A 23,091-nucleotide genomic window follows, 5' to 3' on the forward strand; every position below is an offset into this window, starting at 1 on the left:
TCTGGACCGTGGCCTCTTTCCAAGAGGCCATTGCCTTGGATCTGCCATGCGCCTTTCCGAGTGTCCTTTGCCCCGACGAAAGTGTCTTTTTTGTGCGCCGACTCCTAGCAATTCTTCTTCCTGCCCTGCTGCTCATCACTGCGTGTGGGGGCGGGGGCACGCCAGCCGCCGAGCCCACCAGCCAGTCATCGGGCGATGTCTCCAAACTCGATTCCGTCAAGGTGACCGACAACGGAGATGACAAGGCCCCTGGCCTGGACTTCACCAAGCCGCTCACCGTCGCTGAACCTACCATCAAGGTAGTCAGCGAAGGCAACGGCGACCGTATCAAGGCCGGCCAGGTTGCCGAGCTCGCATACATCGCTGTGGATGGCAATGACGGCAAGACCGTTGAAGACGTCTACAAGAACGGCCCCCAGCCCATTGAGCTGAATGACGAGCTCAAGAAGGGCAACGAGCTGATCTACAACGCCATTGTTGGCGCCAAGATCGGTTCCCACATCGCGTTCGCCGCGCCGGGTTCGGCAGCCCAGGGCGCTGCCGCCGGCTCTACGCAGTTGGTGGTTTTCAAGCTGCTTTCCGCCAAGGAAGCCGCTCCGGTCCTGTCGAAGCCGGAAGGCGAGACCGTCACTCCTCCGGCTGGACTCCCCACCGTGAAGGAAGACGACAAGGGCATCCCGCAGATCTCCGTTGAAGGCGCAGCCGCTCCGAAGGAACTCATCGCACAGGACCTCATCAAGGGCTCCGGCGCTGCTGTTAAGGCTACTGACACCCTCACGGTGAATTACGTTGGCGTCAATCTTGTGGGCGGCCAGAAGTTCGACTCGAGCTTTGACCGGGGACAGACAGCAAGCTTCGCGCTTTCCGGTGTCATCAAGGGCTGGACCCAAGGCCCTGGAAGGCAAGACCGTCGGCTCCCGCGTCCTTCTGGTCATCCCGCAGGACCTTGCTTATGGCGCTGCTGGACAGGGTGAAGCCAAGGGCGATCTCGTCTTCGTCGTTGACATCCTCGGCGTCAAGTAGGCAGCCACCTGATCCGGGACTGGCTAAGCTGGTTCCTGACACCATTCGTCCCTCACACCAAGGAGCAACCATGTCATTTGGTCAGCGTGACTTCGACCGCACCAAGCCCGAAATCGACTTCCCGGAAGGCGACGTTCCCACCGAGCTCGTCATCACGGACCTCATTGAGGGTTCCGGCGCCGAGGCCAAAGCCGGCGACACCGTTTCCACCCACTACGTTGGCGTCGCCTGGTCCACGGGCGAAGAGTTCGACGCTTCCTGGGGCCGTGGCGCTCCGCTGGACTTCCGTGTTGGTGTGGGCCAGGTCATCCAGGGCTGGGACCAGGGCCTGCTGGGTATGAAGGTTGGCGGCCGTCGCCGCCTTGAGATCCCTTCAGAACTGGCGTACGGATCCCGTGGCGCCGGCGGAGCAATCAAGCCCAACGAGGCCTTGATCTTCGTCGTTGACCTCGTAGCTGTCCGCTAGGGCGCAAGCTTCCTGCCAAGGCGCGTTACCACCCGGCTTTGCCGGGCCGGTGACGCGCCTTGCTGCTTTCGCCCAGGACTTTAGTAACGTAGCAACCGTGTCCGCATCCCGCACTGAACGACTCCTGAACCTCCTGCTTGCCTTGCTCAATACCAGGGTGGGCCTTCCGCGCTCCGTCCTGCGGGAGAAGGTCTATCACGACACCGCCGAAAACGACGTCGCGTTCGGACGGATGTTCGAGCGCGACAAAGTGGATCTGAAACAGTTCGGCTTTGAGATCGAGACCCTAACGGACCCCCGCAATTTCGGGTCCGAGGACCCCGCATCAACCCGCTACCGCATCGGCAAGGACTCCAACAGACTTCCTGATGTCAGCCTGACTCCGGCTGAATCCACTGTCCTCCTCCTTGCCGCCCAGTTGTGGGAACGTGCTGCCCTCGGCAACGCCGCAGTCAATGCCGTGCGCAAGCTGCAGGCGGCAGGTGGATTCACCGACGTCGACCTGCCTGCCGGCGTCCAGCCGCGGATCAAGCCAGCCGGACAAGCATTCGACGACGTCGTTGGAGCCATGCACGGCCGGCATGCGGTCCGCTTCGGCTACCTCGCCGGAAGTACCGGCCGTGAGGAAGCACGCGAGGTGGAGCCGTGGGGCCTGGGGAGCCGGTTCGGGCAGTGGTACCTCGTGGGTTTCGACCGGGGGAGGGCCGCCAAGAGGATTTTCAGGTTGTCACGCATGACCACCGCCGTCTCCGTCATACCGGGCAGTTCCTTCGAGCCGCCAGCCGGTTTCAACGCCCGGGCGGAGCTGGATTCCCTCAACGAACTTCCCTTGCAGCAGGCTGTCCTGGACGTAGACGAGGGACGCCTCCTCGCCCTGCGCAAACGTGCTGTTTCCACCGCGTCCGGGGAGGAACGGGCTGGGAAGGGAACAGGCGGCCGGGACAGGCTGGTCGTGGACTTCCGGGACCCCGGGCAGTTCGCCGAGGAACTGGCCTCGTATGGTCCCCACGTCAAAGTGCTTGAACCGGCCGAGCTGCGTGCCGCCGTCGTACGCCGGCTCAAAAGCGCTGCGGACTTCAATGCGTCTCCGGCCATCCCCGTGGAATTTCCCGAGGCTGCCCGCGCGCAGCGATCGAGGAAACGCACGTCCGAAGACCAGCTCACGCGCATGCTGCAGTTGGTGCCGTTCCTCGTCCACCATCAGGGCCTGCACGTGCAGGAGGTAGCGGACCGCTTTGGAATCAGCCGCAAAGCCCTCATTGACGACCTCAAGATACTGATCTGTTCCGGGCTGCCCGGGGGCTACCCGGACGACCTCCTGGACATCCAGTGGGAAAACGACCATGTGTACATCACCGAGCACCTGGACCTGAACCGTCCTGTGCGCTTCAGCGAGGACGAAGCCGCCGCGCTGCTGACTGGATTGTCGATGCTCGGCGATCTACCTGCACTGGCAGGTTTGGCCGAGGACGAACCGGGCAGCGCCCTGGAGTCTGTGACCATCAAATTGACGGGCGCTGCAGGACAGGCCGGACGCCTGGCCGGGGCAGTTGCGGGCCAGTCGGTGGCACCCGAGCAATCGGGGGCGTTCGCAACCATTACCCACGCCATCAGGGACGGCCAGCAACTGCGCCTTAGCTACCTTTCCCCGCAGCGGGACGAAGTAACCGAGCGCGACGTGGATCCCCTGCGGCTGTACTCCCTGGACAACACCTGGTACTTCGAGGCCTACTGCCATAGCAAGTCGGGACTGCGGAATTTCCGGCTGGACCGCGTGCAATCCCTGGAACCCAATGGCCGTCCCGTCTCCGGAACAGCAACTGCTGATGCAGACTTTCCGGCAAGGCTCTTCACGCCCAGTGACGACGACGTCCTGGTGGTGCTTGAGTTGACCCGGCAGGGCGCTGGCCTGGCTGATGACTACTACGCCGAACGCACGGCTGAATTGCCCGACGGCGGGCTGCTTGCCGAGGTGCGCTTTGGAAATGTGGAGTGGTTACCGATGTTTGTGTCCCAACATGGAGGGACAGTGCGGGTGCTGGACCCTGCGCAGTTGCGCCAGGAAGTCCAGGGTTGGCTCACGGCGGCGCTTGACCAATACGGTGCCGTTTCCTCGTCGGACATCGTGGCTGGCTAGACTACTCAGATGCCTTGGTGGTTTTGGATCCTGCTGTGGATCGCGCTCATAGCCCTGTCGTTGCTCCTCCATGTGACCCTGGGTTATCGGCTGTTCAGGAAATTCATGGCCACTGTTCATGAATTAGGGGACGCCGGCAAACGTTTCAGCCATCTTTCTCCTGCCGCAGAAACCTCCGATGTTGAGGCTCCGGAACGCCACCCGGAGCCGGGATCTGCAATTTTTGCCTCGCCGGAGCAGATGCGTCATGATTACCTGACGGCCAAAGCCTTCCGCCAGGAAGTTCGTCGCCAGAAGCGCGTTCAGCGCAAAGCAGAGCGGGGTCAGCCCCAATCCCTGCACGACATTGAATTCAGATAGACGTAGGATGTATCCAAAAGGAAAGGACCTCCCCACATGAGGCTCGAAGGCTGGCATCTCATCATCATCATCGTTTTGGCTCTGGTGCTTTTCGCCGCACCGAAGCTGCCGTCCATGGCGCGCAGCATTGGACAGTCGATGCGTATCTTCAAGTCTGAAGTCCGGGAAATGAAAAAGGACGGTTCCTCCGAGAAGAAGGAAACGCAGGAACCCTCTGACGCCGTTGAAGGCAGGGTTGTAGACCACCCGGACGTAAAGGCCAAGAACAACGGCGAGACCGACGTTCCGCCCTCCAACCGCGTCTAAGAAGAAGTGGTAGAGACGAAGGGGCGCAAGGCCAACCCCGAAGCCCGGATGGCGCTCCTTGACCATCTTAAGGAGCTCAAGAACCGGCTCTTCAAGGCTGCCATCGGCGTTATTCTTGGGACGGTGCTGGGCTTCATCGTCTACCAACCCCTCTTGGAAGCCCTGATCAAGCCGATCAAAGACCTCAATGAAAAAGAAGGCCGCGCTGCCAGCCTGAACTTTGATGGCGTAGCCAGCTCATTCGACCTCATGGTCCAGGTCTCCGTATTCCTTGGCGTGATCCTTTCCAGTCCTGTCTGGATCTACCAGCTGTGGGCATTCATAGTCCCGGGCCTGCACAAGAAAGAGCGCCGGTTGGCTCTGTCGTTTGTAGCAGCTGCCGTTCCGCTGTTTATCGGCGGCGTCCTGCTGGCATGGCTTGTGTTGCCCAACGCCGTGCGTGTCCTCACGGACTTCACACCCACCGGCGCTTCAAACTTCATTAGTGCCGAAATCTACCTTGCGTTTGTCCTCAGGCTTCTTCTGGCTTTTGGAATCGCCTTCCTGGTGCCGGTGGTGCTGGTTGGGCTGAACCTGGCCGGAATCATCAAGGGCAAGCAACTGGTCAAAAGCTGGCGGATCACCATCTTCCTGGTCTGCCTGTTTGCGGCCATGGCTGCCCCGGGTGCCGACGCCATGAGCATGTTCTACTTGGCGGCGCCCATGCTTCTTCTGTTCTTTGCTGCCATCGGTGTGTGTCTCTGGAATGACCGCCGGCGGGAACGTCGTGCCATCAAGCGTGCTGCTGAGACCGAAGCCACGGCAGATATTGCCACCCCGGCCTCGGATCTGGAGAATCTCTAGACCTCAGGCCATTAGGCTTGGTGCATGTCCTCCATTTCCGGGTCCCAATCACCATCAGACCGCTACCAGGCGGCCGCTCACCGGGCAGCTGAGGCCAAGACATATCTTGGTGCCTTTGCCCGTTCCCTGGACTTCGAATTGGACGACTTCCAACGTGAGGCGTGCCGCTCATTGCAGGAGGGCAGAGGCGTCCTCGTCGCGGCGCCTACCGGTGCCGGCAAGACGATCGTTGGCGAATTTGCCATCTACCTGGCTCTGGAACGTGGCCTCAAAGCGTTCTACACAACACCCATCAAGGCGCTGAGCAACCAGAAATTCTCCGAGCTCGCCGCCAAGTATGGCTCTGCCAACGTTGGCCTGCTGACGGGCGATACAACCATCAACGGTGAGGCGCCCGTTGTGGTGATGACCACCGAAGTCCTCCGCAATATGCTCTATGCCGACTCGGAGACACTCGGCGACCTCGGCTTCGTCGTGATGGACGAGGTCCATTACCTCGCAGACCGCTTCCGCGGAGCCGTCTGGGAGGAAGTAATTATTCACTTGCCCAGTGAAGTGCAGGTTGCTTCGCTGAGCGCCACTGTGTCCAATGCTGAAGAGTTTGGTGCGTGGCTGGATACCGTTCGGGGCGATACTGACGTCATCGTGTCCGAGCACCGTCCCGTGCCACTGTGGCAGCACGTCATGGTGGGCAGGGAGATCGTTGACCTCTTTGCCGGCGATACCACTTTCGACGAAATCGCCCCACAGATACCGGACACCGAGGTACCGGATCTCAGCGATGTTGAGGATGCCGTTGACGAGGCCGTCCTTCCGGCAGAAAGCCGAAAGATCGCAGCCAAGAGTCTTGTGACCTCCACGGCCAGGCAGGCAGTTACCGGCCCTGAATTCGAAGTGAACCCGGATCTGCTGGCAATGGCCCGATCCGAGAGCCGTATGAACTTCAACGGCCGCTTCGGCCATGGTGGCCGGAGCCGCCGTCGGCAGGACCGCTACCGGGATGAGCGGCAGAGCCCGGAGCAGCGCAGCCCGGTTCGGAAAGCAAGCCGTCCGCAGGTCATTGAGAGCCTTAACCGCCAGGGCCTGTTGCCTGCCATCACGTTCATCTTCTCCCGGGCAGGTTGTGATGCTGCGGTGGCCCAGTGCGCGGCGTCCGGCCTGTGGCTCACCACTGAGCGCGAACAGCAGATCATCGCCCAGCGCGTGGACGAAGCAAGCCACGAAATTCCTGCAGACGACCTTGATGTCCTGGGTTTCTGGGGCTGGCGCGACGGCCTCATCCGGGGCTTTGCGGCTCATCACGCGGGCATGCTGCCCACCTTCAAGGAGGTAGTGGAGAAGCTGTTTGCGGATGGCCTGGTCAAGGCGGTGTTCGCTACTGAAACCTTGGCACTCGGAGTCAACATGCCTGCGCGCTGCGTGGTGCTGGAAAAGCTCGAAAAATTCAACGGGGAAGCCCACGTCAACATCACGGCGGGGGAGTACACGCAGCTGACCGGTCGGGCCGGACGCCGCGGCATCGACGTCGAGGGCCACGCCGTGGTCCTGTGGCAGCCCGGAACAGACCCGGCGGCAGTGGCTGGCTTGGCGTCACGCCGCACGTATCCGCTGAACTCCAGCTTCACGCCCACCTACAACATGAGCATCAACCTGATTGCCCAATTCGGCCGGGTGCGGGCGCGCGAGATCCTTGAGTCGTCCTTCGCGCAGTTCCAAGCGGACCGTTCCGTGGTGGGCCTCGCCAGGCAAGTCCGTGGACGCGAAGAATCATTGGCCGGCTACGCCAAGTCCATGGAATGCCACCTCGGCGACTTCACGGAGTATGCCCGGCTCCGCCGCGAACTCAGCGACGCTGAGCAGTTCGCGGCGCGCGACCACCAGCGCGCCCGGAAGTCCAGAGTGGCTGATTCCTTGACCCGGCTCATACCCGGGGACGTCATTACCGTCTCCAGTGGCAGGTTGGCCGGACACGCCGTCGTGCTTGATGTCGATCCCAATGCCCGCGAACCGCGGCCGTCTGTCCTCACTTCGGACAACCAGCTGCGTCGTATCGGCGTCCATGACCTCGACGGCCCCATTTCCCCGGTGACCCGCATTCGGATTCCCAAGTCGTTCAACGCCAAGGTGCCCAAGTCGCGCCGTGATCTTGCAGCCTCCATGCGGAACGCGATCAGCGATGAAGCACCGCGCGCCAGGCGGAACAGCAGGCACGAGGACTTCGGTCTGGGCTCGCGTGCCCAGGACCAGGAACAGAAGATCACTGAACTACGCAGGGCGCTCAGGGCGCATCCCTGCCATGGCTGCAGTGAGCGCGAGGACCACGCCCGTTGGGGGGAGCGTTGGTGGAAACTTCGCAAGGAGACCGACGGCCTGGTCCGCCAGATCCAAAGCAGGACCAACACGATTGCCAAGACGTTCGATCGCGTATGCGACGTCCTCTCCGCCTATGGCTACCTCGAAACCGACGACACCGGGAAGGTCACCATCAGCACGGATGGGCAGCGGCTGCGCCGCATCTACGGTGAGAAGGACCTGCTTATTTCACAGTCCATCAGGCGTGGTGCCATCAACGATCTCGATGCTGCCGAGCTGGCCTCCTTGGCCAGCACTCTGGTGTACCAGGCAAAGCGCGAAGACCGGGGCCTTCGCCCGAGGATGCCCTCGGTTGCACTGGAAACGGCGGTCGACATCGTCGTTCGGGAATGGTCGCAACTTGAGGACATTGAGGAACAGAACAGGCTTCCGCTGACCGGCGAACCGGAGCTGGGCCTCATGTGGCCCATGTATAAGTGGGCCAAAGGCCGCCATCTTCAGGACGTGCTCAGCGGCACTGACCTTGCTGCGGGCGACTTCGTCCGTTGGGCAAAGCAAGTGGTTGACCTTCTGGACCAACTCGCCAAAATTCCACAACTGGATCCCCGCTTGGCGCGGATCTGCCGTGAATCCATCGACCTGGTCCGCCGGGGTGTCGTGGCTTACTCAACCGTCGCCTGACCCGGAACCGTTTTCGAGACCCAGACCTTCTTCAAACGCTCGAGGAGCACACCGCATGAACCAGCCAGGCCCGTCCGCCGGCGACCGTCCCGACGAAAACGTCCGTAAGGTCACCCTTTACCGGAACGGTTCGATCTATACCGCTGCCGATCCGTTCGCTACCGCCATGGTGGTGGATGGTGACACGGTCGCGTGGGTGGGATCCGAACAGGCAGCGACGTCCATCGAGGATTCCACAATGGACGTCATTGATCTTCGGGGCGCCCTCGTGGCACCGGGCTTTGTTGACTCCCATGCGCACCTGACGGAGACGGGCCTCGCTTTGGCGGGATTGTCCTTGACGGGTGTGCGGTCTGCCCGGGAACTGCTCGACGCCGTTGCTGCCGCCAGCGGTTCAGGAACTGTCATTGGCCACGGTTGGGATGAAACAACCTGGCAGGATGCCACCCTTCCAACGCTGGAAGAGCTGGAGCAGGCCTCCGGCGGCAGGCAGGTTTACCTTTCCCGCATTGACGTTCACTCCGCCCTGGTTTCATCCTCTCTGGCGGCGTCGGCAGGCCTTGCCGGCATGGACGGCTTCTCCGGGGATAGTGGTCGCGTAGTCAGGACAGCCCACACCGCCGCCCGTCTCGCGGCGCGGAGCTTCAGTGACGCCGAAAGGAGTGGGTATCAGGAGCGGGCCCTGCATTATGCGGCTTCCAACGGCTACGTTGCCTTGGCTGAAATGTCGGCACCGCACATTTGCGGCCCGGAAGATCTTCGGATGGCCATGTCCTGGAACAGGCAGACCGGAAAACCCCAGGTGCTGCCATATTGGGGCGAGCTGGCGTCATCGGAGGATCACGCCCGCACGATCCTGGACGGCCTGGGCCCCGGGGTCCTGGGCCTGGCGGGTGACCTGAACATCGACGGTTCCATCGGGTCACGGACAGCTGCCTTGAGACAGGATTATTCCGATGCGCCGGGCCAACGCGGCACTTTGTATCTTTCAGTGGATGAGGCCGCCAAGCACCTTGCTGCGTGCTCACTCCTGGGCGTCCAGGCCGGTTTCCACATCATTGGCGATGCCGGCCTTGATGTTGCGCTTGACGCATTGGACGCCGCAGCCGCCGAGGTGGGGGAGCAGCGGATTCGCGCAGCAGGCCACCGCTTTGAACATGTTGAGCTTGCCGATCAGGCTGCAGTCGAGAAGCTGGCCAAATACTCGGTGACAGTCAGCATGCAACCGGCATTCGATGCTATGTGGGGAGGGTCCGGAGGTCTCTACGAGCAACGGCTTGGCGGACGCAGCAAGGCCATGAACACCTTGGCTGCGTTCTACGCCAGCGGAGTTCCAATCACCTTTGGCAGCGATAGCCCCGTGACACCACTCAGCCCTTGGTCAAGCATCCGGGCCTGCCTGGAACACAGCAACCTGGACCAGCGCATTTCAGCCCGCGCGGCTTTCCTTGGCCACACCAGGGCCGGCTGGCGGGCAACCAAACACAGGAACCCTCTGATGGGCCAACTCGTCCCAGGTGCGCCAGCCAGCTTCGCGGTATGGGAAATCGAGGAACTCATGGTGCAGGTGGCGGATAGCCGTGTGCAGTCCTGGAGCACCGATCCGCGTGCCCGCACGCCCTTGCTCCCGGCCCTGGATACCGGCAGTGATCCTGTCTGCCTGCAGACGGTGAGGGAAGGCCAGGAGCTCTTCGCTCACGAATCCCTCCGGGTCTGAGGGCACTATTTCCTTGCCTTCGAATGCTCCGCCTGAACTGGGACGATGCACGAACGCGCAGGTCAACCGCGGGTTGACAGCTTTTGTAAAGTCCGTAACATTGAGGCTCAACGGATCGTTAAGGCTTGGGGGATCCCGGGAGTAATGGTCTGGTCGCGGCCAGGACGTAGCCTGGTGGCGGTACGCGAGTGGGCAGGCCCATAGGGCCCCAGAAAACAGTTCGTCCGGCAATTTACCTGTCCGGACAACACTGGTCCTGGGTCTATGGACCTGCCCGCAGCGCTTAAGTTTGTGTGGCCGGGGCCACAGCTGCCCTTAGCAGTGCACAGGATCGTCCTATAATGGAGAGTTGCGCCAGAACGCCAGCCTTGAGGCTGGTCCGGCACACTGACCGCTCCATCAAGGAAAGGCCTCTTCTTGCGTGTCCTGACGATCATCCCTACCTACAACGAGCTGGAATCGCTCCCCAAGACATTGGGTCGGCTGCGGACCGCAGTGCCTGAGTCGGACGTCCTGGTGGTTGATGACAACAGCCCGGACGGCACGGGACAACTTGCTGACGGCATAGCCGCCGAGGACAAGCAAGTGCACGTACTGCACCGCAAAGGCAAGGAAGGCCTTGGCGCGGCCTACATAGCCGGCTTCAAGTGGGGCCTTGCCGCCGGGTATGACGTCCTCGTGGAGATGGACGCCGATGGTTCCCACAAGCCCGAGCAACTGCCCCTCCTCCTTGATGCGGTGAAAGAAGGCGCCGACCTCGCCATGGGCTCGCGCTGGGTACCGGGAGGCAGTGTTGTGAACTGGCCGCTCTACCGCCAGGCAATCTCGCGCATCGGCAGCACTTATGCCCGCATCATGCTTGGCTTGAAAATCAAGGACGTCACCGGCGGCTACCGTGCTTTCCGCCGCAGCACACTTGAAGCCCTCAAATTGGACGAAGTGGATTCAGTGGGATACGGCTTCCAGGTTGACCTTGCGTGGCGTGTTGCCAAGCTCGGCCTCCGCATTGAGGAGCGTCCCATCACCTTCGTTGAGCGGGAACTTGGCGCATCGAAGATGAGCGGCAACATCGTGGTGGAAGCCATGATCAACGTCACCAAATGGGGCCTGGCAGCACGCTGGGCCAAGCTCACCGGCAAACAGCCGGCCCTCGCAAAGTAGAAGTAGCTATCAGAAAGAAAAGGCCGGACCGGTTCCGCAAGGAACCGATCCGGCCCTTTCCATTTGAGTCCGAAGACTAAGCTGAGCGGCGCTCTCCGCGGCGCTCACGCAGGATGTTCAAACGATCCTCAAGGATCTGCTCCAGCTCCGGAAGGCTGCGGCGTTCCAGGAGCATGTCCCAGTGGGTACGGACGGCCTTCTCGTTGGCGTCCACGGGACGCTCGCCGTCTACGAGCAAGGCTTCCTTGCCAGTCTTGGAAACCCAAACAGGGGGGATCTCGGCTTCAGCAGAGAAGGTGACGAAGACCTGCTCGCCATCCTCGCAGCGGTATTCAACCCGCTGGCGCGGTGCCGGTTCAACGCCGGACTCGGTTTCCATGCTTTGGGCGCCAAGACGCATACCCCGCAGGCTGCGATCGCTCATGATTACTCCCTCTGTCTGTTCGCGGAGCCTGAACTCCGCGCTAGCCGTAAGCCGTTTTCGCGGTCCCTACGGACTACTTCTGCACACCTTGCATCACTAATTGCAACGCCTGGCCAAGCTTTAATGTTCCATCCACACTGAACCAGCCGGACAAATATCCCATTATACGCGGATCGATGGTCAGTACCCAAAAGCAATGCACAACGCGATGAGCGGCCAGCCGTTTGGCTGACCGCTCACCTGCCTCAAACAGAGTTACTCTGTGGGCCTTGACCGTGATGCCGTAGTGGATTCCACGGGAGATACCGGCTCCGAAGCAGCAACTTTGTTGCTGCCGCCAAAGAAGCCGGCAGCAACGGAGTCACCATTGGCGCCCCCGAGCGCACTGCCAATGCCCTTCAGGGCCTCGCCAACTTCACTGGGGATGATCCAGAGCTTGTTGGAACTGCCCTCAGCAAGCTTGGGTAGCGTCTGCAGGTACTGGTAAGCCAAGAGCTTCTGGTCCGGGTTGCCCTTGTGGATGGCGTCAAAGACTTTCTGGATGGCCTGGGCTTCACCGTCTGCCCGGAGGATAGCGGCCTTGGCATCACCTTCAGCTGCAAGGATGGCAGCTTGGCGCTGGCCTTCTGCTGTAAGGATTTGTGACTGCTTGGTTCCCTCAGCCGTCAGGATGGCTGCTCGACGGTCGCGCTCTGCACGCATCTGCTTTTCCATCGAGTCCTGGATGGAGTGGGGCGGATCAATAGCCTTCAGTTCCACACGCGAGACGCGGATGCCCCAGCGGCCTGTTGCTTCATCCAACACTCCACGCAGCTGGCCATTGATCTGGTCACGGGAGGTCAGTGCCTCTTCGAGGTTGAGGCCACCTACAACGTTACGAAGCGTGGTAGTGGTCAGCTGCTCAACCGCCTGGATGTAGTTGGCGATTTCGTACGTGGCTGCCCGTGGGTCCGTCACCTGGAAGTAGACCACAGTGTCGATCGAAACCACGAGGTTGTCCTCGGTGATGACTGGTTGCGGCGGGAAGGACACCACCTGCTCACGGAGGTCGAGCAACGGCAGGAGCCGATCGACGAATGGAATCAGGATGGTAAGGCCCGGGTTGAGCGTGCGCTGGTACTTGCCGAGGCGTTCAACGACGCCGGCACGCGCCTGCGGGATGATCCTTACCGAGCGGACCAACACGATGATGACAAAAATGACGAGAACAATCAGCACAACTGCTGCCGCTGTTCCTCCTAAACCGTCCATGCGTCTCCTTGATTCCCCAATTGCGTGGCTTGCTTTGGCCTTTTGCGGGCAGGCTGCCAACCTGTCCGCAGAATTCTGGTTTTCCGGTTCGAATCAGCGCGGGCTGTTTTCGGCAGGCGAGGCAACTACCGCCGTCGCGCCGTCAATCCTGGTGACCTGAACGGTAGCGCCGGCGTCCAGGACTCCGGCGGTGCTGCGCGCGCTCCAGACGTCGCCGCCGATCTTGACCAGACCGCTGGTGCCCGTGACCGCTTCAATGACCAGGGCGGGCTGACCGATGAGCCGGTCGATATTCGTCCGCTGTTCTGCTGGTCCTTTATGCAGGTGTTTCAGGGCAACCGGCCGGACAAAGGCGATCATCAAGAGGGAGACCACGCTGAAGATGACGATCTGGAGCCAGAAATCGGCCCCGGCGAAGTCGGCAATGAGCCCTGCCAGTGCGCCGCCGCCGAGCATGATGAAGAAGAGGTCGAGGGTTAGCATCTCCACCACCGCGAACGCGAGGAAGACCGTGAGCCAGAGGGCCCACCAATTCTCGCCGAGCCATTCAAACATCATTTCCCCCTTGGTCCCGGACCCCGCCGTAGACGGGGTCACAGTCGCTGTTCCTCCATCCTAGCCCGACGCTGAGTTCCTCGTCAGGAAGCCGAAGCACCCACGGTGAAGAGGCTGATACGGAACTTCGCCGTGGTTGCTACGGGTCCATCCGCAGCGGCCAGCTGTGCGAGTTCTTCGGGCTTGATGTGGTGACCGGCCGGCCCCATGTAGGCGATGTCGGCCAACTCGGAGCCCTTGAGGGTGAGGGGCATGTCCAGGTTGTACGCTGAATTCGCGCGGAAATAGCCGCCCAAGGATTCAGCCAGGCGCTCGGCCTTGCCTTCCTCAATACTGAGCATTCCAGTTCGGGCAGCGATTTCAGCCAAATGTCCTGGCTGCGGCGTCACCACAATCAGCTGTCCACCCGGGCCGCAGCACCCGGGCGAACTCTGCCGGGTTCCTCGGGGCGAACACCACAAGGACCACATCCACGGCGTCGTCGGCGACGGGCAACCGGCGCCAAATGTCCCAGACGAGGTTGGCAGCATCCCCGTTGAGTCGTGCGGCCCGCCGTAGTGCGAATTTGGAAATGTCCAGCCCGATTGCAGAAGCCGGGGTGGTTTCCAGAACGCGGTGGAGGTAGTGCCCGGTGCCGGTTCCGGCGTCGAGAACCACGGCCCCGGGCCGCTGCAGCGATGCGGCTGCCAGACCCGCGACGCGGTCAGCCAAAGCAGCGTAATGTCCGCTGTCCAGGAATCGCTGCCGGGCGCCCACCATTTGCGCCGAATCAGCTTCGAAGACTGTGCCCTTACCCGTGAGCAGGTTGAAGTAACCCTGTTTTGCGGCATCGAAGACATGCCCGGAATCGCAAACAAGCCTCCGCTGTGGATCCCCGGCCAGCTGGAACCGCCCTTCGCAAACGGGACAGCGGAGGGCGGCAACGGCATCGGACAACATGGATTCAATCCTACGTTGGGCCGGAGTGTCTGGTGCCTGCGCCAGGGCTGCGGGGCTAGGCTCACCAAGGTGAAACCCGAGCAACTGCCTTTGTTGAACTCCGTCTCCGCCCCGGCCATCCATCCGGACGGCACCAAAGCCGTGGTATCCGTCGTCAGGCCTGATTTCGACGCCGATGCCTACGTCGGTCAATTGTGCAATGTACCGCTGGACACCAGCAAGCGCCCGCGACGTATCACCCGTGGGTTCAGGGACACTTCACCGGCTTTCTCCCCTGACGGCCTGGTTTTGGCCTTCCTGCGGAGCGACTTTGAGGGAAAAGCACAATTGTTCGTTGTGGAGTCGGCAGGGGGCGAACCACAGCAGGTCACGGATCAGCACGGCGGGGTGAACGGGTTTGCGTGGTCTCCCGATTCCCATCGCGTGGTGTTCACCAGCCGTGTTGCGGAACCGGGCCGATATGGAACGGTCGACGGCGTTGCTTCCGGAAGCGAAGACGCCCGGCTTATCGCCGTGAACCAGTACCAGATGAACGGTCTGGGGTACGTCCTGGACCAACGCCAGCAACTGTTCGTGGTTGACGTGCCGGAATTGGGTGGCGAGCCTGTTGTCATTCCCCGTGGCAGAGCCGCCCGCGAACAGCCTGGCGCCAAGGTAACCGGAGTCCCCACTGCAATGCAGATGACGTTCGGCGAATCGGACCACGAGGCGCCGTGCTTCTCGGCTGACGGCAGCTTCATATATTTCGTAGCGGCTCTCCATGACGGGCATGATGACGACCTCGTAACGTCCGTGTACCGGATTAAGGCAACAGGCGGCGAGCCAGAGCCCATCAAACCCAACAATCCAAAACTGCAGACCGTCACGGCCGTGCGGGCGTCCGCCGATGGCCGATCGCTCTTCTTCACCGCGCAGGACCTGGGCGATACAGGTCGGGATTTTGTGGCGCGCAACGGCGTTCTCTACTCAATGCCTGTCAGCGGGGGAGATGCGGTTGCCCTCACCGACGTCGAGCATTTGGACGTCTCAGGTCCGCTGGAACCGAGCGGACCTGACAGCGTCCTTGTACTGAACACGGCGCTGGGCAGCGTGGAGCTCCTCGATATCACCGCGGCAGGCAGCGTTACTCCTCTGGTCCATGGAGCCCGGGTAGTCAATGGAGCCACCGTAGCCGCCAACGGCGAAATAGCCGTGAGCTTCCAGGACGCCTCCACCGCTGGCGACGTCGCCTCCCTGGAGCGAGGTGAACTGCGCCTGCTGACGGACTTCTCGGCGGAACTGCGGAATAGTTCCCGCGTCAGTGAGCCCATGGAATTCCAGGCGGATGCGAAGGACGGGTACCCGGTGCACGGTTGGTTGCTGCTGCCTGACGGACCAGGGCCACACCCTGTCCTGCTCACTATCCACGGGGGTCCGTTCTCCCAATACACGGGAGCCTTCTTCGACGAAGCGCAAGTCTATGCGGCTGCGGGATACGCAGTAGCCATGTGCAACCCGCGGGGATCGTCGGGCTATGGACAGACCCATGGGCGCGCCATCAAGGAGCGCATGGGGACCCTGGACATGCAGGACGTGCTCGCCTTCCTGGACGCTGCGTTGTCCACGCATACAACTTTGGATACAGATCGTATGGGCATCATGGGCGGATCATATGGCGGCTATCTCACGGCCTGGACCATTGCACACGACCACCGTTTCAAAGGGGCAGTTGTCGAGCGCGGGTTCCTGGATCCGGTCAGCTTCGCGGGAACGTCCGACATCGGCTGGTTTTTTGGTGGCGAGTACGCCGGAGCGACGCCCGGGCAGCTGGTGGCACAGAGCCCTTTGGCCGTAGCAGACTCGGTGGAGACACCGACATTGGTAATCCACAGCGAAAACGATCTTCGGTGTCCTCTGGAACAGGGGCAGCGTTACTTCGCCGTGCTGAAGGAGAGAGGGATTGAGACCTCGTTGCTGGTCTTTCCGGGGGAGGACCATGAATTGTCCCGCTCCGGTACGCCGCATCACCGCAAGCAACGGTTCGAGCACATCCTTGCATGGTGGGCCGCGCACCTCCCTACGGCATCAAACCGCCTGCCGGACTGAGGCAGGCCACGCACCGGCTAGCTGTGCAGGAAACCCAGGGTCCGCCGCGCATCTCCAATGTCCGGATTGGACCACCGCAGGGAGTGTTCCGCGTTGCTGGAAAGCGAGCGCAGCTCCGCCTTGTCCAGATAGAGAATTCCCTGTAAGTGGTCCGTTTCGTGTTGCACTATGCGTGCCTGCCACCCTGAGAACCATTCTTCCACTGGGCGCCCCTCTGGAGTCAGATAGCTCAATTCCACATTGCGGTATCTGGTGACCACCGCTTGGTAGCCGCTAACGGACAGGCACCCCTCATAGAATGACGCTGTCTCGTTTCCCAGAGGCCGATATTGCGGGTTAAGGACAGCCATGAACTCCAGTGGCTCCCTGTGACGGACCGTTGCCGATTCGGGATCCACCTCGTACTTGTCTTCAAGTACCGCCAACTGCAGCGGAATGCCCAACTGCGGAGCCGCCAGCCCAACCCCCGGCGCGGCAAGCATGACCTCACGCATCCGCTCGATGAACGCCGCCAATTCAGTGCCATCAAGCTGCCCGTCATATGGCGCCGCCTGTTGCCGGAGGACAGGGTGCCCGGCTTGAACGATCGGCGGAAGCTCCTCTGTTTCAAGTAACCGCAGGACTGCGTCCCTGATCTGGAGGGGATTAAAGTCAGTAGCCGGGCTGGGCGCCTCGGAGTGAGGTTGCTGCGTCATGACTTGAGCCTAACGCCAAGGCTGCCCTTCGTGCCTGTGTCCTGCACTCGGGGTGCGCCCTTGCCGGGCCTGGGTCTCCACGTTCAGTTAGGCTCGTCGGATGAGTATCAGCACCCCTCTGGACCATGTACTCGGGTTTATCAGGACGGTTGAATCCGGCGGCGGCGCCGCCGAGATCAGCCCGTACCTTGCCCACGACTTCACCCTTACGGAATGGCCGCACGCACTATCCAGGACCGGGTCCACCCGGACCCTTAAGGAGACTCTCACAGGCGCGGACCACAGTAAGAACATCGTGGCGAACCAGCGCTTTGAGGTGGTCCGTACCACCTGCGAAGGCAACCGGGTGGTCCTGGAGATGAACTGGTCAGCCACATTGCTCCTGGACCTCCCGCACTGGGATGCGGGTGAGACCATACGTGCGCGGAGCACCGCTGTCTTTGAGCTGCGGGACGGTTTGATCGTCAGCCAAGACACCTACGACTGTTACTACACCCTTCCTGAACAGGCAACGTCATGAATGAACACGCGCCACCTAGCGCATGGTGAATCGCCGTTCGACCAGGGCGGAGACACCCGGCAGTTCCAAGGCATGGGCAAAAAAACGCGTTTCGGGATGCCATGATTGCCGGATGCAGGGGCCTGCCAAGGGCCATGTTCAACCCGGCCTGCTGCGAAGCCCGGGATGCCGCCCGGCGTCGTTCCTTCTCGAACAACTGAAGCTGCCGACCGACGTTATGTCCCCTGAGGGAGGCATCAACGAGAGGTGCCAAGGCAGCGGCGTCAAGCCATCCAAGGTTCATTCCCTGGCCTCCGATAGGGCTGATCTCGTGGGCGGCATCGCCCAACAAAACCGTCCTGCCATGGACCATTCTCTTCACGAGCCGTGATTGGACCTCGAAAGCGCTGAGCATGGTGTTGCTGCCGGGGTCCACGCCAACTCCCGTCCGGGCTTCCACCAACGCAGCCAGGCCTGCCGCCGTCGGGCTTCTTGCGGGGGCTCCAAGCCGTACCACCCACCGGCGAACATCCCCGGGCAAGGGGAACGACTCGACGATCCCCTCGGGCTCCAGGTAAAGAACTGCCTCATCTCCGTGCCCTGTGGTGTCGATGAAGTCTCCCATCAGGTAGCAGTCCGGATAGGTGCGTACGGAAAGGCCCGGGAGAAGGCGCTGGCGAATCATCGAGTGGGCTCCGTCGGCTGCCACCAGCAGGCGGCTTGTGTAGGCGAGGCCACCGGACGGCGAGTCGGCCAGGACGCTGACCGTACCGCCGTCGTCGGCGAATTCCGTGACAGCGGCGCCGCGGATGATCGCGTCCGGATCCAAAGCCATGACCGCCTGTTCAAGCACCTGTTCCGTTTTGGGTTGTGGGACGGCAAGAATGAACGGAAAGTCCGGGTCCCCGTTGAAGGGCAACCCGGCCACCCTGGCGCCTTTGCTGTACGCAACGCCCCGCTCGATGCGGACGCCGGATGCCACCAAAGTCGCCGCGAGACCGGCATGGTCCAGTTCCTTTAGAGCCGGAGGGTGAATCCCAATTGCCCGTGAACGGTGGCTCCGGTTCGATCGGCGTTCCAGTATGCGTACACGGTGCCCATGTTGGAGCAGCAGAACGCCCATGAACAACCCAACAGGCCCGGCCCCCGACGATGACGACGTCAAGCATGTTGGTAGACGAGCAGGTTGTGCCATGGGCCGTTCCGTTCCACGCTCCAACCCACCGGAGCCGCCCGTTGGAGCTCTGCGGCGGTAAAGCTTCGCTTGATGGAAACCAAGCCGTCTCCGCAAATATAGGAGCCGATACCCAACGGCCAGAAGCCGGCGGCGAAAAGGAGGTAAGCGGCGTTGCTGCGTTTGAGGTCGTTGTGGAGCACCAGACGCTTGGCCAGAGCCTCGGAGTCCCGCACGACGGCGGTGAATTGATCGGCGTCGAGGTGGTGGAGGATGTGGTTGGACAGCACAATATCGAACGCGCTGCCTTCCGCGACAAGTTCGGCACTATGGGCCTGCCGGAAACGGACACCCTCAACGGCTGGGGAGCGGCTGGCAAAGTCGTAGGCGCGCTGGTCCGGATCGATCGCCGTGACCAGCAAAGAGAACCCATCCCTCGCGGCCCATCCGGCCAGGCTTCGGGCAACGTCCCCACCACCGCATCCGATGTCCAGCACCGATGCCGTACCGGTAGAGGCCAGAATCGGCCGAAAGCGGTCACGGTAAATGCGGTGCCATCCCGAAAGGAGGCCGTTGACCACCGGGAAGCGGGCATAACTACGGTTGAGGCGCTGGAGGTCGCAGTCAGACCGGTCCATGTCCTCGATGGCATCCACGTCCCTGTCTTTCAGGGACCCCCACGGGCTCACAGAGTGGGAGAGACCAACGTAAAGAGGCCAGTCTCCACCGTGAGTCCGGGGCCAAAAGCCATGGAACAGATTGGTTCCTCGCGCTGGCTTGGCGTTTGTCCGAGCATGTATTTCAGGACAAAGAGCACCGTGGCGCTGCTCATGTTGCCGTATTCCCTCAGTGTTTCCCTTGCCGGGACCAGTTGCTCCTCGGTTAGTTCGAGCTTGGATTCGACCTTGTCCAAAATGCTTCGCCCACCAGGATGGATGGCCCAGTGCGTTATTTCGCGGTAGGGGAGTCCCGCCAGTTGTGGCTCTTTGGCGAGCAACGGCTCCAACGCGCCAGTGATGTGTTCCTCGATGATGTGGGGCACGTAGGAACCCAGCACCATTTCGAATCCTTCGTCGCCGATGTTCCAGGCCATGGCTTCTTCGCCCACGGGCGTGAGGACCGTTTCAAAGTGGTCCAGCCGGATCACGGGTTCGGGCCCTTGGGGTTCCTTGGCCGTTACGATGGCCGCCGCCGCGCCGTCGCCGAATATCGCTGAACCCATGATGGTGTCCGGGTCGTTGGAGGTCCGCACGTGCAGTGAACAAAGCTCCACACAGATAACCAGAACGACGGCGGCTGGATCAGCCAGGCAGAACTGCTTGGCTGCCTTCAGGGCTGGAAAAGCGGCATAACAGCCCATGAAGCCCAGGTGGTATCGCTGCACGGCGGGGTTGAGTCCAAGTGCCCGGACTACCTTGTAGTCGGGACCGGGGTTGAAGAATCCCGTGCAGGAAACGGTGATGACGTGGGTGATGTCATCGAGGTCAACGTCAGGGACCCGCGCCACCGCAGCCTTGCCGGCCTCGATGAAGAGTTTGGTGGCTTCCGTAGCAAAGATCTCGTTCCGGACTTTGGTGCTGGGGCTGAGCACTTGATTGCTCGAGGGGTCAAAGAACCGTGGATTTTCCGGATGTGCGTCGAGACTCAGCTCTTCCACCGCCGTATACCGGGTATCTATTGCTGCTGAGTCGAAGCACGTGGAGACCAACCGCGACCCGAGCCGCGTCAGTCCTGGTTGAGCTGCAAAGACGTCCCGTGCCTGCGACTGCACGAGGATGGTTGGCGGAACTGCGGTTTCAAGGGACCTCATGTATACCGGCATGCTTCATTCTTAGCGAGTCGGCGGCTGATGACAATGGTTGGAGCGGCTCAGGCTTCGCGTCCTCCCCGAGGCCCGTGACGCTGGCCGCTAGTGTGGACACTGACCGTTGCCGCATTCGCGACGACGAACGAGAATTTTACGTACTGACCTCAGGCTGGTCAGACCTGGCCAGGCGACGCCGACGGGGGACTGTTGGGTGGCGCCGCCTAACAGATGGAGCGATTATGAGCATTGCCACGAGCACCGACACCCAGTCTCCTGCGTCGCATGTAGCAGACACCCACGACCTCATACGGGTGCAGGGTGCGCGCGAGAACAACCTTAAGGACATCAGTGTCGAGATCCCCAAACGTCGCCTGACGGTGTTCACGGGTGTCTCCGGCTCGGGCAAGAGTTCGTTGGTCTTTGGGACTATCGCCGCTGAGTCCCAGCGCATGATCAATGAGACCTACAGTGCTTTTGTCCAGGGCTTCATGCCTTCATTGTCGCGGCCGGACGTGGACATGTTGGAAGGCCTGACGACGGCCATCATCGTGGACCAGGAGAGGATGGGATCGAACCCGCGCTCAACGGTGGGCACTGCGACAGATGCCAATGCCATGCTCCGTATTCTCTTCAGCCGGCTTGGGCAACCCCACATCGGATCGCCGAACGCTTACTCCTTCAACGTGCCTACCGTCAAGGCCAGCGGGGCCATCACAGTGGACCGCGGTGAGGGCAAAACGAAGACGGAGAAGGCCAGCTTCAATCGCCTGGGCGGTATGTGCTCACGCTGCGAGGGAATGGGCTCGGTCAACGATTTCGATCTCACTGCACTGTATGACGACAGCAAGTCCTTGAACGAAGGCGCCCTCAGCATTCCCGGATACACGATGGATGGTTGGTATGGCCGGATCTTCAGCGGATCGGGCTTCTTCAACATGGACAAGCCAATCGCGAAGTTCACCAAGAAGGAGCTCCACGACCTCCTGTACCGGGAACCGACCAAAATCAAGGTTGAAGGCATCAATCTCACCTATGAAGGCGTCATCCCCAAAATCCAGAAATCGATGCTCTCCAAGGACGTCGACGCACTTCAACCCCACATCCGCGCCTTCGTGGAGCGGGCCATCACTTTTACAACCTGTCCGGAGTGTGAGGGCACCAGGTTGAGCCCGGAGGCACGTTCTTCCAAGATCAAAGACAAGAGCATTGCCGATGTCTGCAAGATGCAGATCAGCGACCTTGCCGTTTGGATCCGGGAAATTGATGAGCCCTCAGTGGCTCCGCTTCTCAAAGGACTGCAGCACCTCCTGGACTCCTTCGCCGAGATAGGTCTCGGATACCTGTCCCTCGATCGGCCTGCCGGAACCTTGTCCGGGGGAGAGGCGCAGCGAACCAAGATGATCCGGCATCTGGGCTCATCGCTGACTGACGTCACCTACGTCTTCGACGAGCCAACCATCGGCCTGCATCCACATGACATCGAGCGCATGAACCAGTTGCTTCTGCAGTTGCGGGATAAGGGCAATACTGTGCTGGTAGTCGAGCACAAGCCTGAAACGATTGCGATCGCTGACCACGTGGTGGATCTTGGACCTGGCGCAGGCACCGGCGGCGGAACAGTCTGCTTCGAAGGCGATCTGGATGGGCTGCGGGGGAGTGACACCATCACTGGACGCCACCTGGACGATCGCGCATCCATCAAAGTGCAGGTACGGACAGCTTCCGGCACTCTTGAGGTACGTGGAGCTTCCACCAACAATCTTCAAAACGTGGACGTGGATATTCCACTGGGCGTGCTCTGTGTACTCACGGGTGTGGCCGGATCAGGCAAGAGCTCGCTCATTCACGGCTCGGTGGCCAAACGTGACGGGGTCCTCGTGATCGACCAAGGTGCCATCCGGGGTTCCCGCCGGAGCAATCCTGCAACTTACACAGGGCTACTTGAGCCGATACGCAAGGCGTTCGCCAAGGCCAACAATGTGAAACCGGCTCTCTTCAGTTCCAACTCGGAGGGCGCGTGCCCCACCTGCAATGGCGCTGGCGTGATTTACACGGATCTTGGCGTCATGGCGACGGTGGAATCAACGTGTGAGGAATGCGAAGGCAAACGCTTCCAGGCCTCCGTATTGGAGTACAGGCTTGGCGGGCGCAATATTGCAGAAGTGCTTGCAATGTCTGTCGACGAGGCTGAGACGTTCTTCAGCGCAGGTGAAGCCCGCACACCTGCCGCCCACAAGATCCTGGACCGCCTCGCCGACGTCGGACTCGGTTACCTGACGCTCGGACAGCCGCTCACCACACTTTCCGGCGGGGAACGCCAGCGGCTCAAGCTGGCTACGCAAATGTCCGAAAAGGGCGATATTTACGTCCTGGACGAGCCGACTACCGGCCTGCACCTGGCCGACGTCCAAAACCTACTGGGAATGCTGGACCGCTTGGTTCAGTCGGGAAAGTCAGTCATTGTGATCGAACATCACCAGGCCGTCATGGCACATGCCGACTGGATTATCGACCTCGGACCAGGTGCCGGACACGACGGCGGCAAGATCGTTTTCTCCGGTACGCCCGCTGATCTTGTGGCTGACCGCCCGACGCTGACCGGCAAGCACCTAGCGGCTTACGTCGGCGCTTGATACTTGACTGGCCTGAAAAAAT

The 23,091-nt window shown here is 61.4% G+C and carries 20 protein-coding genes and 1 pseudogene; 12 read left to right on the top strand and 9 right to left on the bottom strand.

All coding sequences use genetic code 11. The annotated features are described in order from the left end of the window. Nucleotides 1–92: 92 nt before the first annotated feature. The 9 genes and pseudogenes from LDP01_RS04050 to LDP01_RS04090 all read left to right on the top strand — a co-directional run bounded on the left by LDP01_RS04050 (nucleotide 93) and on the right by LDP01_RS04090 (nucleotide 11,007). Nucleotides 93–1,023: pseudogene (locus LDP01_RS04050) on the top strand (FKBP-type peptidyl-prolyl cis-trans isomerase). Between the two features lie 70 nt (nucleotides 1,024–1,093). After that, entirely contained in the window at nucleotides 1,094–1,489 is a 396-nt protein-coding gene (locus LDP01_RS04055; protein ID WP_216925697.1) for an FKBP-type peptidyl-prolyl cis-trans isomerase, read from the top strand. A 97-nt stretch (nucleotides 1,490–1,586) separates the two neighbouring features. After that, nucleotides 1,587–3,626, top strand: a complete 2,040-nt coding sequence (locus LDP01_RS04060; protein ID WP_224090389.1) for a helix-turn-helix transcriptional regulator — start codon at nucleotides 1,587–1,589, stop codon at nucleotides 3,624–3,626. 9 nt (nucleotides 3,627–3,635) lie between these two features. Continuing rightward, nucleotides 3,636–3,986 (top strand): hypothetical protein, encoded by a 351-nt coding sequence (locus LDP01_RS04065; protein ID WP_224090391.1) that lies wholly within the window; start codon nucleotides 3,636–3,638, stop codon nucleotides 3,984–3,986. A gap of 36 nt (nucleotides 3,987–4,022) precedes the next feature. Further along, nucleotides 4,023–4,292 carry a Sec-independent protein translocase subunit TatA gene (gene tatA / locus LDP01_RS04070; protein WP_224090393.1) on the top strand — a complete coding sequence of 90 codons (270 nt, stop codon included), beginning with the start codon at nucleotides 4,023–4,025 and terminating at the stop codon, nucleotides 4,290–4,292. A 6-nt stretch (nucleotides 4,293–4,298) separates the two neighbouring features. Next, entirely contained in the window at nucleotides 4,299–5,135 is an 837-nt protein-coding gene (tatC, locus tag LDP01_RS04075) for a twin-arginine translocase subunit TatC (RefSeq protein ID WP_224090396.1), read from the top strand. A gap of 24 nt (nucleotides 5,136–5,159) precedes the next feature. Beyond that, nucleotides 5,160–8,129 (top strand): DEAD/DEAH box helicase, encoded by a 2,970-nt coding sequence (locus LDP01_RS04080; RefSeq protein ID WP_224090398.1) that lies wholly within the window; start codon nucleotides 5,160–5,162, stop codon nucleotides 8,127–8,129. A 55-nt stretch (nucleotides 8,130–8,184) separates the two neighbouring features. Further along, nucleotides 8,185–9,846, top strand: coding sequence for an amidohydrolase (locus tag LDP01_RS04085; protein ID WP_224090399.1), 1,662 nt, complete (start codon nucleotides 8,185–8,187; stop codon nucleotides 9,844–9,846). A gap of 417 nt (nucleotides 9,847–10,263) precedes the next feature. After that, on the top strand, nucleotides 10,264–11,007 hold the full coding sequence (locus LDP01_RS04090) for a polyprenol monophosphomannose synthase (protein ID WP_224090400.1): 744 nt from the start codon (nucleotides 10,264–10,266) through the stop codon (nucleotides 11,005–11,007). A gap of 76 nt (nucleotides 11,008–11,083) precedes the next feature. Here the strand turns inward: LDP01_RS04090 and LDP01_RS04095 are convergent, their stop codons facing one another. The 5 genes from LDP01_RS04095 to LDP01_RS04110 all read right to left on the bottom strand — a co-directional run bounded on the left by LDP01_RS04095 (nucleotide 11,084) and on the right by LDP01_RS04110 (nucleotide 14,176). Next, nucleotides 11,084–11,431, bottom strand: a complete 348-nt coding sequence (locus LDP01_RS04095; RefSeq protein ID WP_021470504.1) for an RNA polymerase-binding protein RbpA — start codon at nucleotides 11,429–11,431, stop codon at nucleotides 11,084–11,086. A 255-nt stretch (nucleotides 11,432–11,686) separates the two neighbouring features. Beyond that, the gene (locus LDP01_RS04100; RefSeq protein WP_224090401.1) at nucleotides 11,687–12,682 is read right to left on the bottom strand and encodes an SPFH domain-containing protein; all 996 of its coding nucleotides are present in this window, start codon (nucleotides 12,680–12,682) and stop codon (nucleotides 11,687–11,689) included. A 93-nt stretch (nucleotides 12,683–12,775) separates the two neighbouring features. Further along, the gene (locus LDP01_RS04105) at nucleotides 12,776–13,237 is read right to left on the bottom strand and encodes an NfeD family protein (RefSeq protein ID WP_216925837.1); all 462 of its coding nucleotides are present in this window, start codon (nucleotides 13,235–13,237) and stop codon (nucleotides 12,776–12,778) included. 83 nt (nucleotides 13,238–13,320) lie between these two features. Then, the gene (locus LDP01_RS23630; RefSeq protein WP_346658901.1) at nucleotides 13,321–13,605 is read right to left on the bottom strand and encodes a hypothetical protein; all 285 of its coding nucleotides are present in this window, start codon (nucleotides 13,603–13,605) and stop codon (nucleotides 13,321–13,323) included. After that, nucleotides 13,598–14,176, bottom strand: coding sequence for a methyltransferase domain-containing protein (locus LDP01_RS04110; RefSeq protein WP_346658902.1), 579 nt, complete (start codon nucleotides 14,174–14,176; stop codon nucleotides 13,598–13,600). The genes LDP01_RS23630 and LDP01_RS04110 overlap by 8 nt, the downstream gene beginning before the upstream one ends. A gap of 69 nt (nucleotides 14,177–14,245) precedes the next feature. On the opposite strand from LDP01_RS04110, the gene LDP01_RS04115 reads away from it, so the two are divergent. Continuing rightward, nucleotides 14,246–16,261, top strand: coding sequence for a S9 family peptidase (locus tag LDP01_RS04115; RefSeq protein WP_224090402.1), 2,016 nt, complete (start codon nucleotides 14,246–14,248; stop codon nucleotides 16,259–16,261). A 17-nt stretch (nucleotides 16,262–16,278) separates the two neighbouring features. Here LDP01_RS04115 and LDP01_RS04120 read toward each other — a convergent pair whose 3' ends face one another. Next, nucleotides 16,279–16,956 carry a peptide deformylase gene (locus tag LDP01_RS04120; protein WP_224090404.1) on the bottom strand — a complete coding sequence of 226 codons (678 nt, stop codon included), beginning with the start codon at nucleotides 16,954–16,956 and terminating at the stop codon, nucleotides 16,279–16,281. 100 nt (nucleotides 16,957–17,056) lie between these two features. Between LDP01_RS04120 and LDP01_RS04125 the strand changes: the two genes are divergently transcribed. Beyond that, entirely contained in the window at nucleotides 17,057–17,476 is a 420-nt protein-coding gene (locus LDP01_RS04125; protein ID WP_224090411.1) for a nuclear transport factor 2 family protein, read from the top strand. Here LDP01_RS04125 and LDP01_RS04130 read toward each other — a convergent pair. The 3 genes from LDP01_RS04130 to LDP01_RS04140 are packed head-to-tail and all read right to left on the bottom strand — an operon-like array spanning nucleotide 17,421 to nucleotide 20,451. Beyond that, nucleotides 17,421–18,650, bottom strand: coding sequence for an FAD-dependent oxidoreductase (locus LDP01_RS04130; protein WP_224090413.1), 1,230 nt, complete (start codon nucleotides 18,648–18,650; stop codon nucleotides 17,421–17,423). The genes LDP01_RS04125 and LDP01_RS04130 overlap by 56 nt on opposite strands. Further along, the gene (locus LDP01_RS04135) at nucleotides 18,617–19,318 is read right to left on the bottom strand and encodes a class I SAM-dependent methyltransferase (RefSeq protein WP_224090414.1); all 702 of its coding nucleotides are present in this window, start codon (nucleotides 19,316–19,318) and stop codon (nucleotides 18,617–18,619) included. Before LDP01_RS04135 ends, LDP01_RS04130 begins: the two co-directional genes overlap by 34 nt. Then, the gene (locus tag LDP01_RS04140; protein ID WP_224090415.1) at nucleotides 19,315–20,451 is read right to left on the bottom strand and encodes a type III polyketide synthase; all 1,137 of its coding nucleotides are present in this window, start codon (nucleotides 20,449–20,451) and stop codon (nucleotides 19,315–19,317) included. Before LDP01_RS04140 ends, LDP01_RS04135 begins: the two co-directional genes overlap by 4 nt. A 224-nt stretch (nucleotides 20,452–20,675) precedes the next feature. On the opposite strand from LDP01_RS04140, the gene LDP01_RS04145 reads away from it, so the two are divergent. Further along, nucleotides 20,676–23,069 (top strand): ATP-binding cassette domain-containing protein, encoded by a 2,394-nt coding sequence (locus LDP01_RS04145; protein WP_224090418.1) that lies wholly within the window; start codon nucleotides 20,676–20,678, stop codon nucleotides 23,067–23,069. The last annotated feature ends 22 nt before the right edge of the window (nucleotides 23,070–23,091 follow it).

The sequence above is a fragment of the Arthrobacter sp. StoSoilB13 genome (genome assembly GCF_019977255.1).
Lineage (GTDB): Bacteria > Actinomycetota > Actinomycetes > Actinomycetales > Micrococcaceae > Arthrobacter.

Bases quoted from the DNA above. Each gene is read 5' to 3' on its own strand.
- LDP01_RS04055 (WP_216925697.1), top strand. From the start codon at position 1,094: ATGTCATTTGGTCAGCGTGACTTCGACCGCACCAAGCCCGAAATCGAC.
- LDP01_RS04065 (WP_224090391.1), top strand. From the start codon at position 3,636: ATGCCTTGGTGGTTTTGGATCCTGCTGTGGATCGCGCTCATAGCCCTG.
- tatA (WP_224090393.1), top strand. From the start codon at position 4,023: ATGAGGCTCGAAGGCTGGCATCTCATCATCATCATCGTTTTGGCTCTG.
- LDP01_RS04080 (WP_224090398.1), top strand. From the start codon at position 5,160: ATGTCCTCCATTTCCGGGTCCCAATCACCATCAGACCGCTACCAGGCG.
- LDP01_RS04085 (WP_224090399.1), top strand. From the start codon at position 8,185: ATGAACCAGCCAGGCCCGTCCGCCGGCGACCGTCCCGACGAAAACGTC.
- LDP01_RS04095 (WP_021470504.1), bottom strand. From the start codon at position 11,431: ATGAGCGATCGCAGCCTGCGGGGTATGCGTCTTGGCGCCCAAAGCATG.
- LDP01_RS04100 (WP_224090401.1), bottom strand. From the start codon at position 12,682: ATGGACGGTTTAGGAGGAACAGCGGCAGCAGTTGTGCTGATTGTTCTC.
- LDP01_RS04105 (WP_216925837.1), bottom strand. From the start codon at position 13,237: ATGTTTGAATGGCTCGGCGAGAATTGGTGGGCCCTCTGGCTCACGGTC.
- LDP01_RS04110 (WP_346658902.1), bottom strand. From the start codon at position 14,176: ATGTTGTCCGATGCCGTTGCCGCCCTCCGCTGTCCCGTTTGCGAAGGG.
- LDP01_RS04120 (WP_224090404.1), bottom strand. From the start codon at position 16,956: ATGACGCAGCAACCTCACTCCGAGGCGCCCAGCCCGGCTACTGACTTT.
- LDP01_RS04125 (WP_224090411.1), top strand. From the start codon at position 17,057: ATGAGTATCAGCACCCCTCTGGACCATGTACTCGGGTTTATCAGGACG.
- LDP01_RS04130 (WP_224090413.1), bottom strand. From the start codon at position 18,650: ATGGCACAACCTGCTCGTCTACCAACATGCTTGACGTCGTCATCGTCG.
- LDP01_RS04140 (WP_224090415.1), bottom strand. From the start codon at position 20,451: ATGCCGGTATACATGAGGTCCCTTGAAACCGCAGTTCCGCCAACCATC.
- LDP01_RS04145 (WP_224090418.1), top strand. From the start codon at position 20,676: ATGAGCATTGCCACGAGCACCGACACCCAGTCTCCTGCGTCGCATGTA.